Source organism: Mesorhizobium sp. WSM4809 (assembly GCF_055811655.1).
Genome location: NZ_JBVVQW010000005.1, coordinates 408,544 through 421,672 on the forward strand (window position 1 = coordinate 408,544; position 13,129 = coordinate 421,672).

The 13,129-nt window shown below is 64.7% G+C and carries 12 protein-coding genes; 5 read left to right on the forward strand and 7 right to left on the reverse strand.

The annotated features are described in order from the left end of the window. Positions 1-168 precede the first annotated feature (168 nt). A complete protein-coding gene (locus tag AC0L24_RS15940) occupies positions 169-1,164 on the reverse strand; it encodes an aldo/keto reductase (protein ID WP_127808254.1) in 996 nt (331 codons plus the stop codon). Between the two features lie 96 nt (positions 1,165-1,260). On the opposite strand from AC0L24_RS15940, the gene AC0L24_RS15945 reads away from it, so the two are divergent. The 5 genes from AC0L24_RS15945 (at position 1,261) to AC0L24_RS15965 (ending at position 6,182) form a co-directional block, all read left to right on the forward strand. Beyond that, complete coding sequence (locus AC0L24_RS15945; RefSeq protein ID WP_127266811.1) at positions 1,261-2,151, forward strand: LysR family transcriptional regulator; 891 nt, start codon at positions 1,261-1,263, stop codon at positions 2,149-2,151. A gap of 57 nt (positions 2,152-2,208) precedes the next feature. Further along, positions 2,209-2,781: a cytochrome b gene (locus AC0L24_RS15950; protein WP_127319124.1), complete on the forward strand. Its 573-nt coding sequence runs from the start codon at positions 2,209-2,211 to the stop codon at positions 2,779-2,781. Between the two features lie 69 nt (positions 2,782-2,850). After that, on the forward strand, positions 2,851-3,426 hold the full coding sequence (locus AC0L24_RS15955) for a YceI family protein (protein ID WP_127808252.1): 576 nt from the start codon (positions 2,851-2,853) through the stop codon (positions 3,424-3,426). A gap of 69 nt (positions 3,427-3,495) precedes the next feature. Then, positions 3,496-4,482, forward strand: coding sequence for a Gfo/Idh/MocA family protein (locus AC0L24_RS15960; protein ID WP_127321839.1), 987 nt, complete (start codon positions 3,496-3,498; stop codon positions 4,480-4,482). A 41-nt stretch (positions 4,483-4,523) separates the two neighbouring features. After that, on the forward strand, positions 4,524-6,182 hold the full coding sequence (locus AC0L24_RS15965; protein ID WP_127808251.1) for an FAD-binding dehydrogenase: 1,659 nt from the start codon (positions 4,524-4,526) through the stop codon (positions 6,180-6,182). Positions 6,183-6,217: 35 nt separating this feature from the next. On the opposite strand, the gene AC0L24_RS15970 is transcribed toward AC0L24_RS15965, so the two are convergent. From AC0L24_RS15970 to AC0L24_RS15995, 6 genes are all read right to left on the reverse strand, one after another. Continuing rightward, positions 6,218-7,156, reverse strand: coding sequence for an alpha/beta hydrolase (locus tag AC0L24_RS15970; protein WP_127808250.1), 939 nt, complete (start codon positions 7,154-7,156; stop codon positions 6,218-6,220). Between the two features lie 217 nt (positions 7,157-7,373). Continuing rightward, positions 7,374-8,156 (reverse strand): carnitinyl-CoA dehydratase, encoded by a 783-nt coding sequence (locus AC0L24_RS15975; protein WP_127270028.1) that lies wholly within the window; start codon positions 8,154-8,156, stop codon positions 7,374-7,376. Beyond that, on the reverse strand, positions 8,149-10,227 hold the full coding sequence (locus tag AC0L24_RS15980) for an acetate--CoA ligase family protein (protein ID WP_128363911.1): 2,079 nt from the start codon (positions 10,225-10,227) through the stop codon (positions 8,149-8,151). Before AC0L24_RS15980 ends, AC0L24_RS15975 begins: the two co-directional genes overlap by 8 nt. A gap of 3 nt (positions 10,228-10,230) precedes the next feature. Then, entirely contained in the window at positions 10,231-11,394 is a 1,164-nt protein-coding gene (locus tag AC0L24_RS15985) for an acyl-CoA dehydrogenase family protein (protein WP_127398681.1), read from the reverse strand. A gap of 4 nt (positions 11,395-11,398) precedes the next feature. Further along, complete coding sequence (locus tag AC0L24_RS15990; protein ID WP_127269385.1) at positions 11,399-12,502, reverse strand: carnitine 3-dehydrogenase; 1,104 nt, start codon at positions 12,500-12,502, stop codon at positions 11,399-11,401. Beyond that, on the reverse strand, positions 12,499-13,128 hold the full coding sequence (locus AC0L24_RS15995) for an HD domain-containing protein (protein ID WP_127269384.1): 630 nt from the start codon (positions 13,126-13,128) through the stop codon (positions 12,499-12,501). Before AC0L24_RS15995 ends, AC0L24_RS15990 begins: the two co-directional genes overlap by 4 nt. Position 13,129: the final 1 nt, after the last annotated feature.

Genomic DNA, 13,129 nt, shown 5'->3' on the forward strand with positions numbered 1-13,129 from the left:
GTCCTGGGGGGGGGGCGGGGGCCCCCCCCCCCCGCGGGGGGGGGGGGGCCCCCCCCCCCCCGGGGCGCGGGGTGGGGGTCTTCGTAGGGCGCTCCCCCACCCCGTCCCGCTGTCTCCGCTTCGCTGCGACAGCGAGCCGACCCTCCCCACAAGGGGGAGGGGGAAGACCTAGCGGTTCACCAGTGCCAGCAACTCTTCGGTGTAGCGCTTGCCCATAACCTTGTTGGGCGACAGCGCGTCACCAATAGCCTGCACCTCGGCCGCGCTTAGCGCGATGTCCGCCGCCGCCGTGTTCTGCTCCAGATGGCGTATCTTGCGCGCGCCGGGGATCGGTACGATGAAATCGCCCTGGTGCAGCACCCAGGCCAGCGCCAGCTGTGCCGAGGTCACGCCCTTTTCAACAGCCAGCTTTTCCAAGGTGGCGATGACAGCGGCGTTGGCTTCCATCGCCTCGGCCTGGAAGCGCGGCAAGGTCCGGCGCCAGTCGCCGTCGCTCAAGGCCTCGGGCTTGGCGATCGTGCCGGTCAGCAGCCCACGGCCGAGCGGGCTATAGGGAACGAAGCCGATGCCGAGCTCGCGGCAGACGGCGAACACCTCGTCTTCCGGGTCGCGGCTCCACAGCGAATATTCGCTCTGCACGGCCGATACCGGATGCACGGCATGGGCCCGGCGAATGGTCGCGGCACTCGCCTCGGACAGGCCAAGCGCGCGCACCTTGCCCTCGCGCACCAGTTCGGCCATGGCGCCGACCGTATCCTCGATTGGCACGTTGGGGTCGACACGGTGCTGGTAGTAGAGGTCGATCACATCGGTGCCCAGCCGCTTCAGCGAGGCCTCGGCGACCGCTTTGACGTGCTCGGGGCGGCTGTCGACGCCAGCCATGCGGTCGAGGCCTGTACCTTCCTCCAGAATCCGGAAGCCGAATTTTGTCGCGATCGTCAGATGATCGCGCACCGGCTTCAGCGCCTTGCCGAGCAGGATCTCGTTCTCGAAGGGGCCATAGACCTCCGCCGTGTCGAAGAAGTTGACGCCGATATCGACGGCGCGATGCAGCGTGGCGATCGCATCGGCTTCCGCTTGGCCGCCATAGGCGAAGCTCATGCCCATGCAGCCGAGGCCGACGGGGTAGACGTTCAATTCAGTTCCTAGCTTGCGGGTTTGCATAACGCGTCTCCTTGTTGCGATGTGGGAGAAATAGCGCCTTGCCTTGTGTTCGATAATCGGCTTCCATCCGCACGGGCTGTACTAAAAGATAGATCAATGAATCGCGCGCATCTTTCCCAATTGGCCGTGCTGGCAACTGTCGCTCAATGCGGCAGCTTTCGGGGCGCCGCCAGGGAATTGGCCATCGCGCCTTCGGCTGTCAGCCACGCGGTATCCAGCCTGGAGGCGCGGCTTGGCGTTCGGCTGCTGGCGCGCAGCACACGCAGCGTCGCGCCGACCGAAGAAGGTGCGCAGTTGCTGGAGCGGTTGCGGCCGGCGCTGTCGGAGATCGACCTGGCGCTGGAGACGGCAATCGAGACGCGCGACCGGCCGGCCGGCAATCTGCGCCTGACCGTGCCGCGCACGGCAGCGCATTTGGCGCTGACGCCACGGCTGGGCGCCTTTGCGTCGGCCTATCCCGACATCGTGCTGGAGATCGTCATCGAGGACCGCTTCACCGACGTGGTGGAAGGCGGCTTCGATGCTGGCGTCCGGCTTGGCGAGAGCCTGCAGCGCGACATGATCGCGGTGCGCATCGGGCCGGACCTTCGCGGCGCGGTGGTCGGCGCCCCGGTCTATTTCGAGGTCAACCCCAAGCCGCGCCACCCGCGCGACCTGGCCGGCCACCGCTGCATCCGCTTCCGCTTCTCCAGCGGCATCCTCTACCGCTGGGAGTTCGAGAAAGGCCGCGAGACGATCGAGATGGCGGTGGAGGGACCGCTGATCCTCGACGAGGACCATCTGATCGCCCAGGCGGCGGTCGACGGCGCCGGGCTCGCCTTCGTCTTTGAGGACTATGTCCGCGCACCGCTCGCCGACGGCAGGCTGATCCGCGTGCTGGAGGACTGGTGCCCGCCCTTCGACGGCTTCTTTGTCTATTATCCGAGCCGCCGTCAGATGCGGCCAGCGCTCAGGGCCTTTGTCGATTTCTTCAAGGTGAGTGGATAAAGCGGGCTCGCCCCCCCCTTGGTGGAAGATAACCGGCATCGCGGTCGTTCACCAACGATGCAAACATCGATCACCAACAGCACCACCCGCTATGGCTGGGGCGCGATCATTCTTCACTGGCTGATTGCGCTGATCTTCATCGGCCAGTTCGGACTCGGCTTCGTCATGGTGCGGGTGACCAGCCAGCGCACCGCCTTCGAACTGATCCAGCTGCACAAATCCTTCGGCTTCCTGCTGCTCGGCCTGATCATCCTGCGCATCGTCTGGCGCTGCGGCAATACAACGCCGGCGCTGCCGGGCTCGGTCGGGACTTTGGAACGTCGGGCGGCACCGTTGGCCCATTTTGCGCTCTACGCGTTTCAGCTTGCCTTGCCCTTGTCCGGCTGGGCGCTGGTGTCGGTCTCGATGCTGGAGATACCCAGCCTGCCGTTCAACCTGTTCGTCATGCCGAACCTGCCGCTGGCCGAATCGGATGGTGCCGAAAGCTTCTGGGCGGCGGCGCATTGGTATCTTGCCTATGCCGGCATGGCGCTTGTGGCTCTCCACGTTGCGGCGGCACTGCGGCATCATTTCCAGCTCAGGGATGGCGTGCTCATGCGCATGATCACGCCTTCGTCAGATCCGGAATAGAGCGAGCGGTTCATTCGTTCATGGAGTGAGGGCGCGAGAAATGCGCTGCCTCCAACAAGGAACATCCCCATGTACACGCGCATCCTCGGATTTGCGGCGGTCGCCGCTTGCCTCGCCATGCCTGTTTCAGCGGCCGTCGCGCTTGGTGACGCCGCCGGCAGCTATTCGATCAGCCCGGCCAACTCCAGCATCCGCTTCTCCATCGGCAAGGTCGGCGGCGGCGGCCTGAATGGCGCCTTCGCCCGCTTCAAGGGCTCGATCCGCATCGACAACAGCGATGTCGGGCACTCGCAGGTCAATTTCACCATCTTTCCCGAAAGCGTTGGCACCGGCCAGAGCCGTATCGATGCCTTCCTGCGCTCCGACGCGGTGTTTGATGCCGCCAACAACCCGGAGATCCAGTTCCGCTCTACCAGCGTGACCCGAACCAGCGACACCACGGCCCTCGTCAGCGGCCGGCTGACGGCGCGCGGCAAGACGTTTCCGGAAAAGTTCACGGCCGAGCTTGGCGGTCTCAAGGCCGGGACGATCAAATTCCATGTCACCGGCAAGGTGCTGAGGTCGCGCTACGGCATGGATGTCGGCACGCCAATCTATTCCAACATCGTCGACTTCGACATGACGCTGACCGGCAAAAGGGGCTGACCCTCGTCATTGGCTTTTCCGGCGATTTCGGGCAAACCTCGTTGCCTGTAATTGTGATGGAGAAGCCTGATGTTCCGATGGGGTGTGTTGTCGACGGCCAAGATCGGCCGCGAGCATTTGTTGCCGGCGATGGTCGAGGCGGAGAACGGCGTGCTGTCGGCGATCGCCAGCCGTGACCTGTCGAAGGCCAAGGCGCTGGCCGAGCGCTTCGGCGCGCGCCATGCCTTCGGCTCCTATGAGGAACTGCTTGCCTCCGACGAGGTCGATGGCGTCTACATCCCGTTGCCGACCTCGCAGCATGTCGAATGGGCGGCCAAGGCCATCGAAGCCGGCAAGCACGTGCTGGTCGAAAAGCCGCTGGCGCTCGACGCCAAGGACATCCTGCCGCTGATCAAGCTGCGCGACCAGAAAAAGGTGCTGGTCTGCGAGGCCTTCATGGTCATCTACCACCCGCAATGGATCAAAGTACGCGACCTCATCGCCAGCGGCGCCATCGGCCGGCTGCGCCATGTGCAGGGTGCCTTCTCCTACTACAATGTCGACCCCAGCAACATGCGCAACCAGCTCGACCTCGGCGGCGGCGCGCTGCCCGATATCGGCGTCTACCCGACCGTGTCGACGCGCTTTTCGACCGGCAAGGAGCCGCTGCGCGTGCAGGCGACGATCGAGCGCGACAAGACATTCGGCACCGACATCTACTCCTCGATCCGCGCCGATTTCGGCGACTTCGAGCTGTCCTTCTATCTGTCGACGCAGATGGCGGCGCGCCAGGTGATGGTGTTCCACGGCGAGAAGGGTTTCATCGAGTTGTTCTCGCCCTTCAATGCCGGGCTCTACGACCACCACCGCGTCGAACTGCACAACCAGAACCACACCGAGGCGCAGGTGTTCCGCTTTCCCGGCACGCAGCAATACCGGCTGGAGGTCGAGACCTTCGCGCGTGCAGCACAGGGCGGCAAGGAGCGCGTCTTCACGCTGGAGGAATCCGTGCTCAACCAGAAAGTCATCGATGCCATCTTCCGCGCCGGCGGCAAAGAAGGCTGGGAGACCGTCTGACCCCTTGCAATTGAAGTAGCCGGCTAATTCTGGGAGGAAAGATGGCTGACGATGCGGACGTGATCATTGTCGGCGCCGGCCTTGCAGGGCTGGTTGCCGCCGCCGAGCTTGCCGAGGCCGGCAAGAAAATCATCATCGTCGACCAGGAGCCCGAGCAGTCGCTGGGCGGCCAGGCATTCTGGTCGTTCGGCGGCCTTTTTCTCGTCGATTCGCCCGAGCAGCGGCGCATGCGCATCCGCGATTCGCATGACTTGGCGTTGGAAGACTGGTTGGGCACCGCGGCTTTCGATCGGCCGGAGGATTTCTGGCCGCGCAAATGGGCGGAAGCCTATGTCGGCTTCGCCGCCGGCGAGAAACGCTCCTGGCTGATGCAGCGCGGCCTGAAATTCTTTCCTGTGGTCGGCTGGGCCGAGCGGGGCGGCGGCAATGCCATCGGCCATGGCAATTCGGTGCCGCGCTTTCACATTACCTGGGGCACCGGCCCCGGTGTGCTCGAACCGTTCGCCCAGCGCGTGCGCGAGGCCCAAAAGCGCGGATTGATCAGTTTCAAATTCCGCCACCGCGTCAATGAACTGACGCGGACGGGTGCTGTTGTGACCGGTGTGCGTGGCGACATCCTGCAGCCCAGCGCTGTCGAGCGCGGCCACAAGAGTTCGCGCGAAATATCAGGCGATTTCGAGCTTCACGCGCAAGCGGTGATCGTCGCCTCCGGCGGCATCGGCGCCAACCATCAGCTTGTGCGGGAAAACTGGCCGCAGCGGCTGGGCGCGGCACCGAAGCGCATGATCACCGGCGTGCCCGATCATGTCGACGGCCGCATGCTGGCGATCACGGAACGGGCCGGCGGTTCGATCATCAACCGCGACCGCATGTGGCACTATGTCGAGGGCATCAAGAATTGGGCGCCGGTCTGGACCGATCATGCGATCCGCATCCTGCCCGGCCCGTCATCGCTGTGGCTCGATGCGCGCGGCAAGCGCCTGCCGGTGCCGCTCTATCCCGGTTTCGATACGCTGGGCACACTCAGCCACATCATGAGCACCGGCTTCGACTATTCCTGGTTCATCCTGACCAAGAAGATCATCCAGAAGGAGTTCGCGCTGTCGGGCTCCGAACAGAACCCGGACCTGACCGGCAAGAGTTGGCGCCAGGTGCTCGGTCGCGCCACATCGGGCATTCCGAGCCCGGTCAAGGCGTTCATGGAGAAGGGCGAGGATTTCATCGTCGAGGCCGACTTGCCGACGCTGGTCGCGCGCATGAACGCGCTTGCCGGCGGCGAGCCGCTTCTTGAGGTAGCCCAAGTCGAGCGCGAAATCCGCGCCCGCGACCGGCAGCTCGACAACCCGTTCTCCAAGGACATGCAAATCACCGCTCTGCGCGGGGCGCGCGCCTATCTCGGCGACCGGCTGATCCGCACGGCCAAGCCGCACAAGATGCTCGATCCGGCAAACGGCCCGCTGATAGCGGTGCGCCTCAACATCCTGACGCGCAAGACGCTGGGCGGCCTGCAGACCGATCTCGACAGCCGCGTGCTGGGTGCCGATGGCCAGCCGGTTGCGGGACTCTACGCCGTCGGCGAAGCCGCCGGTTTTGGCGGCGGCGGTGTGCATGGTTATGCGGCGCTTGAGGGCACCTTCCTCGGCGGCTGCATCTTTTCCGGCCGCAGCGCCGGCCGTGCGGCGGCCGCTTCGGTGGGATGAGCCGGGGCCGGTCGGTCCTCAGAGTCCAGCCGCGATCACCAGCGCCAATCGCCCTGTCCAAGCGCGGTCACCGCATCGACGATCCGGGTGAAGCTTGCGCGGGCGCGGCCGACCGTGTGCCGGCCTCGGAGATAACCATGCACCAGCCCCGTTTCCTCGAACCAGGTTGCGCGTCCGCCCGCCGCCACGACCAGGTCGTGATAGCTCTCGCCATCCGACGACAGCGGGTCGCACTCGGCGGTGATCAGTACTGTCGGCGGCAGGTTGGAGAAGTCGGTGTCGGCGAGCGGCGACAGCGTGATGTCCCCGGTCCTATCCACGCCGCTGGTGCGGATGTGCTTGTAGAATTCGAGATCGCGGATGGTCAGCATCGGCGCTTCGGCGTGCTTGACATAGGAGCCTTTCGCGCGGTCTCCGCCGAGGCCGGGATAGATCAGCACCTGGCCAACCGGCCTTTTCGAACGGTCACGCGTGGCGTGACTGACGGCGGCGCAGAGATTGCCGCCGGCGCTGTCGCCGCACAGCACGATAGGATGATCGCGATTGGCGGCGGCCCATTCGAAGGCGCTCATCGCATCGTCGAAGGCCGCCGGATGCAGATGCTCCGGCGCCAGCCGATAATCGACCGAGACCACCTCATAGCCGGTGCGGGCACAGAGCTCGGCGCAGACATCGTCGTGGCTGTCCAGCCCACCGAGGATGAAGCCGCCGCCATGGACATAGAGCACCGTCACCGCAGCTTTGTGTGTGCTTCGGTAGGTGCGGATCGGGATGTCGTGCGTGGGCGTCGCAATGGCTGAGGTTTCGACCGCCACGCCTTCGGGATAGCCGGCAAAGAATTCGCGGCACATGCGGTCATAGATCCCGCGCTGCTGCGCGATCGTGTAGTCGATCGTGTCGGGCGGATAGTAGGAATTGGTCCGCTCTATGAACGCCCAGGTCTCGGCGTCGATGAGGGTTTTGTAATCGGTCATGGGTGCTGGAAAGGCGCCCAAGGCTGAGCCAGGGCGCCCCCCTCTGTCCTGCCGGACATCTCCCCCTCAAGGGGGGAGATCGGATGTTGCGAAGGCTTTCGCCAACCTTCTGCGTCGCAAGAAGAGCGCAGAGATCGAAGCTGCCAATCTCCCCCCTTGAGGGGGAGATGTCCGGCAGGACAGAGGGGGGTGAGCGCTGTCATTTCGGCAACAATCCTCATTTCCCCTTCCACACCGGCTCACGCTTCTCCGCAAAAGCGCGAAAACCCTCCATGCCGTCTTCGGAGCCGTAGAGGGCATCGACCGTCGGCAGCTGGCGCCGCGTCACCTTGTTCATTGCATCCTGGAAGGTCAGCGCCTCGGCCACACGCGCGGTCTCCTTGATCGCTGCAAAGACCAGCGGCGGGCCGCCTGCGAGCAGCCGGGCGATCTCCCAGACACGGTCCTCGAGCTTCTCCTTGGGCAGCACTTCGTTGACCAGGCCCCAGCGATGCGCCTCGGCCACATCCATCCAGCGGCCGGTCAGCAGAAGGTCCATGGCGACATGGTAGGGGATGCGCTTCGGCAGTTTGATCGTTGCCGCGTCGGCCAGCGTGCCGGCGCGGATTTCGGGGAGCGCGAAGGAGGAATGATCGGAGGCATAGATGAGGTCGCAGGACAGCGCCAGCTCGAAGCCGCCGCCGACCGCCATGCCGTTGACGCAAGCGATCACCGGCTTGTTGAGGTCGCGCAATTCTTGCAGCCCGGCAAAGCCGCCGACGCCATAGTCGCCATCGACGGCATCGCCGCCGGCAGCGGCTTTGAGGTCCCAGCCGGCACAGAAGAACTTGTCGCCGGCGGTCTTGACGATGGCGACGCGCAATTCCGGATCGTCTCGGAATGCCTTGAAGGTCTCGCCCATCAGCCGAGAGGTCTTCAGGTCGATGGCGTTGGCTTTGGGCCGGTCGAGGGTGACCTCGAGGATGGTGCCCTCGCGGCGGGTCGAAATGACGTCAGACATTCTTGTTCTCTCCCAGCACCAGCAGTGCGTCGGCGATCCAGGCGCCCTTGCCTTCGCTGCAGACGATCAGCGGGTTGATGTCGAGTTCCTCGATCTCACCGGCATTCTGCTGCACGAAGGCGGCAATGCCCGAAATGGCATCGATGGCAGCCGCGACATCGGCTTTTGGCCGGCCGCGATAGCCCTCGAGCAGCGGGAACAGTTTCAGGCCGCGCAGCGCCGCCTCGATATCGTCGCGCGTCGCCGGCAGCATCAGCGTGACGCTGTCGCGCAACAGTTCGACCAGCACGCCGCCGGTGCCCAAGGTCATCACCGCGCCGAACATCGGGTCGCGGGTGAAGCCGACGATCAGTTCCGCGACACCGTCGCGCACCATGCGCTCGACATAGAGCCCGGTGCCGAGCGGCAAGAGGTCATGCGCCGCGGTGCTGACGGATTCGGCATCCCTGAGGTTGAGCCTGACGGCGCCAACTTCGGATTTGTGGCTGACGCCGAGCGCCTTCAGTGCGACGGGAAAGCCGAGCGCCATCGACGAAATCACCGCCTCGACCGCATTGGCGGCCCGTTCGCCTTTCGGCACCGGCAGGCCGGCCTTGATCAGCCGCGATTTTGCTTCGGCCTCGTCGGGCGTGACATGGTCGCCACCAGGCGCACCGGCAGCAGAAGTGTCGATCGGCTGCGCCTGCGGTTCGGCCCAAGCCCAGCCGATGAAGGCCGCCGCCCCGGCGGCATCCATGGCTTCCGAAATGCCGAACAACGGCACCATGCCGCGCGCCATCAGTTCGGCGGTGTACTCCTCCGGCAGGTTTTCCGGCAGCGACGAGACGATCGCGCCATGCGCCTTGTTGGTCTTCAGCGCCGATTCGAAGGCGCGCAACGTCGCCCACCAATCGGTGACCGAACAACGATCAGGTCGCGGAAAATCCAGCACCAGCATGTTGAGGTCGAAGCCGCCCGACACCATGGCGGTGAAGGTGGCGGTCATCGCCGGCTCGTTGTTCCAGATGAAGGTGTGATAGTCCAAGGGATTGGCGACCGCGACCAGCGGCCCGAGCGTCGATTTGACATGGGCGCGGTGGCTGTCGGTCAGCACAGGGAAATTGACCCAGCGCCCTTCGGCGCTGTCGGCCATGACGGAGGCCTCGCCGCCGGAGCAGCTCATCGACGACAGCCTGTAGCCGGGCAAAGGTCCGGTGATGTGCAGCAGCTTCAGCGCCTCGATAAAGGCGGGGATCGAATCGACACGCGCAATGCCGAGCCGCCGCAGGAACGCACCCGAGGCCGCGTCCGAGCCGGCCAGCGAGGCGGTGTGCGAGACGGTCGCCTGCCTGGCCTGTTCGGAACGGCCGACCTTCATGGCGATGATCGGCTTTTTCAGCTCGCGCGCCCGTGCCGCCAGCCTCTCGAAGCCGGCTACCGAATCGAAGGCCTCGATATGCAGGCCGAGCGACGTGACCCGCTCGTCCTCGATCAGGCCGAGCGCCATTTCGGACAGACCGGTCTGCGCCTGGTTGCCGGCGGTCATCAGGAAGGCGATCGGCAGGCCGCGCCTCTGCATGGTCATGTTGATGGCGATGTTGGAGGACTGGGTGATGATGGCGACGCCCTTGCCGCCCTCGGCCAATCTTATGCCGCCATGCTGGTCGGGCCACAGCAGCGCGCCGTCGGCATAATTGATCAGACCGTAGCAATTCGGCCCGATGATCGGCATCGAGCCGGCTGCGGCGACCAGCTCGGCCTGCAGCCGCTCGCCATCATCGTCATAGGCCTCGGTTTCGAGGAAGCCGGCGGCAAAGCAGACGGCGCCGCCGGCGCCGCGCTCGGCCAGCGCCTTGATCACCTCGATGGTCAAATGCCGGTTGACGCCGACAAAGGCAGCATCGGGCGCGCCCGGCAGGTCAGCCACCGAACGATAGGCCTTGCGACCGGCGACCTCGTCCTTGGTCGGATGCACCGGCCAGATCTCGCCGGCAAAGCCCATCTTGATCGATTGCGCGACGACGGCCGCGGCCTGCGCACCGCCGAAGACGGCGATCGATTTCGGCCGCAGGAGACGCTCAAGTTTATGCATATGTTATGCCCCGAACGGACGCAGCAGCGCCCTTGAAATAATGTGGCGCTGGATCTCTGACGTGCCTTCCCAGATGCGCTCGACGCGCGCGTCGCGCCAGATGCGCTCCAGTGGCAAATCGTCCATCAGTCCCATGCCGCCATGAATCTGGATCGCCTCATCGGCAACGTATGCAAGCATCTCGGTGGCCTTCAGCTTGGCCATGGCCATGTCCTGATCGGTGACAGTGCCCTGATCGTACTTCCAGCCGGCTTCGAACACCATCAGGTCGGCGGCCTTCAATTCGGTCGCCATGTCGGCAAGCTTGAACGACACGCCCTGGAACTTGCCGATCTGCTGGCCGAACTGCTGGCGCTGCGCGGCATACTCGATGGCATGGCCAAGCGCCCGCTCGGCGCGGCCGAGGCAGGTGGCGCCGACCTGCAGCCGGGTGGCGCCGAGCCATGAATTGGCGACGTCGAACCCCTTGTGGACTTCGCCCAACACTTGGGCGGCGGGAAGCCGGCAATCGTCGAATTCGAGGATGGCGTTGGTGTAGCCGCGATGCGAGACGTTGCGGTAGCCATCGCGGACGGTGAAGCCCTTCGTCCCTTTGTCGACGAAGAATGCGGTGATCTTCTTGCGCCTGCCGCGCGGCGAATCCTCTTCGCCTGAGGCCATGAAAACGATGGCAAAGTCGGCGAGGTCGGCGTGGGAGATAAAATGCTTGGTGCCGTTCAGCACCCAGTCGTCGCCGTCCTGTACGGCGGTCGCCTTCATGCCGCGCAAATCGGAGCCTGCGCCCGGCTCGGTCATCGCCAGGCAGTCCCATTTCTCGCCGCGGATGCAGGGGAACAGATATTTCTCGCGCTGCTCCGGCGTGCCGGCCAGGAGGATGTTGGAGGGCCGCGCCACGCAAGTCCAGTGCAGCGCGTAATTGGCGCGGCCAAGCTCCTTTTCGTAGAGCAGCCAAGTCACCGTATCGAGGCCAGCACCGCCGACATCGGCCGGCATGTTGGCGGCATAGAGCCCAGCTTCGATCGCCTTGACCTTGATCTCCTCGATCAGGTCGCGGCGCAGCACGCCGGTGCGCTCGACCTCGCGCTCATGCGGGTAAAGCTCGTTCTCGACGAACGCACGCGTCGTCTCGACGATGAGCCTCTGTTCCTCCGACAGCCCGAAATCCATGCTCTCAGCCTTTCTTCTTGCCGGGCTTTTTCTTCGGCTTTTCGGCTTTCTTGACCGGTTTCAAGGCTTTGGCCTTCTCGGCAGCCTTGGAGGCTGTGGGCTTCTTCGCCGCCAGCTTGGCCAGCTGCCTGGTATAGTCCTTGTGCAGGGCGCCGGCGCCCCAGCCCTTGCCTTTGTTCTGCTTCGACAGCGCATCCATGATGGCGACCAGATTGTCGTCGCGGATTTTTTCCAGTTCGCGGATCGACAGCCCATGTGCCTGGTCGTCCGATTGCGTGGCGATCAGGTCGACCAGTTCGTCGTTGAACTCCGGCACATCCATCAGCTTGGTCCATGGCCATTTCAGGCAGGGCCCGAACTGCGCCATGAAGTGGCGCATGCCGGCCTCGCCACCGGCGACGCGATAGACCTGGAACATGCCCATCTGCGCCCAGCGCAGGCCGAAGCCGTAGCGCATGATGTCGTCGAGTTCCTCGACCGTGCAGATGCCGTCCTTGATCAGCCACAGCGCCTCGCGCCATGCCGCTTCGAGCAGGCGGTCGCCGACGAAGGCCTCGATCTCCTTGCGGATGACGACCGGCTTCATGCCGATCGAGGCATACATCTCCTTGGCGACCTCGATCGCCTCGGGAAAGGTCTGCTCGCCGCCCACGATCTCGACCAGCGGCAGGAGATAGACCGGGTTGAACGGATGGCCGACGACCAGCCGCTCCGGATGCTTCTTCATCGCCACCTGCATGTCGGTTGGCTTGATGCCGGAGGTCGAGGAACCGACAATCGCATTGGCCGGCGCGTGGGTATCGATCTCGGCGAGCACCCGGTGCTTGAGGTCGAGCCGTTCCGGCACGCTTTCCTGAATGAAATCGGCATCGGCCACTGCCTCGGCGATGGTCTTGGCAAAGGTCAGCTTGCCCTCTTTTGGCAAACCGCCGGGTACCATCTGCTTGTAGGCGCGGCGCGCGCCCTTCATCACTTCGCCGACCTTGCGCGACGCCTCGGGATCGGGATCGAAGATCGACACGTCGATGCCGTTGAGCAGCAGCCGCGCCACCCAGCCGGCGCCGATGACGCCGCCACCGATGGCGGCTGCCTTGTTGATGATGCTCATGCGGAAGCTCCGGTTCTGGTCATGGCGGTTGTGGGATCTATGAGCGGCACGCGTTCGCCGGCGCGGATCACGGACGGGTCGTATGCCTTGCGGGCAAAGACTTCGAGGACGAAGGGCCGGAAGAATTCGATCGGCAGCGTGTCATAATCGGGGTCGAAGCTGGACTGGTCCCAGCGTTCGCAAAACTGGTCGCAATCGTCGAAATAGGCGTGGCCGGCAAAGCGGTCGCGCGCATGGCGGTTACCGCCGAGGTGATGGGCATAGTAGAGCCGCTGGAAGTCGCCATGTTTCTCCACCACCCAAGTGCATTGTTCGCGCACGAAGGGTTTCAGGATCGAAGCGGCATATTCGTCGTGATTGTAAGGCGCATAGATGTCGCCGATGTCGTGCAGTAGCGCGCAGGCGATCCAGTCGGTGTCGGCGCCGTCGCGCCAGGCACGCGTCGCCGCCTGCAGCGAATGGCCGAGCCGGGTGATCTTGTAGCCCGAAAGGCCCGCGTCGAGCTGCACCAGCGCATCGAGCAGCCGCTCGCCGGTCCTGGCGGCATAGTCGATCTCATGCGCGGTCAGGAACTCGTAGTCGTCCCGGTCGCCATCCTTCATTGCGGTGAATTTTACGGTAGTCATG

Bases quoted from the DNA above. Each gene is read 5' to 3' on its own strand.
- AC0L24_RS15950 (WP_127319124.1), top strand. From the start codon at position 2,209: ATGCAAACATCGATCACCAACAGCACCACCCGCTATGGCTGGGGCGCG.
- AC0L24_RS15995 (WP_127269384.1), bottom strand. From the start codon at position 13,128: ATGACTACCGTAAAATTCACCGCAATGAAGGATGGCGACCGGGACGAC.
- AC0L24_RS15985 (WP_127398681.1), bottom strand. From the start codon at position 11,394: ATGGATTTCGGGCTGTCGGAGGAACAGAGGCTCATCGTCGAGACGACG.
- AC0L24_RS15990 (WP_127269385.1), bottom strand. From the start codon at position 12,502: ATGAGCATCATCAACAAGGCAGCCGCCATCGGTGGCGGCGTCATCGGC.
- AC0L24_RS15975 (WP_127270028.1), bottom strand. From the start codon at position 8,156: ATGTCTGACGTCATTTCGACCCGCCGCGAGGGCACCATCCTCGAGGTC.
- AC0L24_RS15970 (WP_127808250.1), bottom strand. From the start codon at position 7,156: ATGACCGATTACAAAACCCTCATCGACGCCGAGACCTGGGCGTTCATA.
- AC0L24_RS15940 (WP_127808254.1), bottom strand. From the start codon at position 1,164: ATGCAAACCCGCAAGCTAGGAACTGAATTGAACGTCTACCCCGTCGGC.
- AC0L24_RS15960 (WP_127321839.1), top strand. From the start codon at position 3,496: ATGTTCCGATGGGGTGTGTTGTCGACGGCCAAGATCGGCCGCGAGCAT.
- AC0L24_RS15955 (WP_127808252.1), top strand. From the start codon at position 2,851: ATGTACACGCGCATCCTCGGATTTGCGGCGGTCGCCGCTTGCCTCGCC.
- AC0L24_RS15945 (WP_127266811.1), top strand. From the start codon at position 1,261: ATGAATCGCGCGCATCTTTCCCAATTGGCCGTGCTGGCAACTGTCGCT.
- AC0L24_RS15965 (WP_127808251.1), top strand. From the start codon at position 4,524: ATGGCTGACGATGCGGACGTGATCATTGTCGGCGCCGGCCTTGCAGGG.
- AC0L24_RS15980 (WP_128363911.1), bottom strand. From the start codon at position 10,227: ATGCATAAACTTGAGCGTCTCCTGCGGCCGAAATCGATCGCCGTCTTC.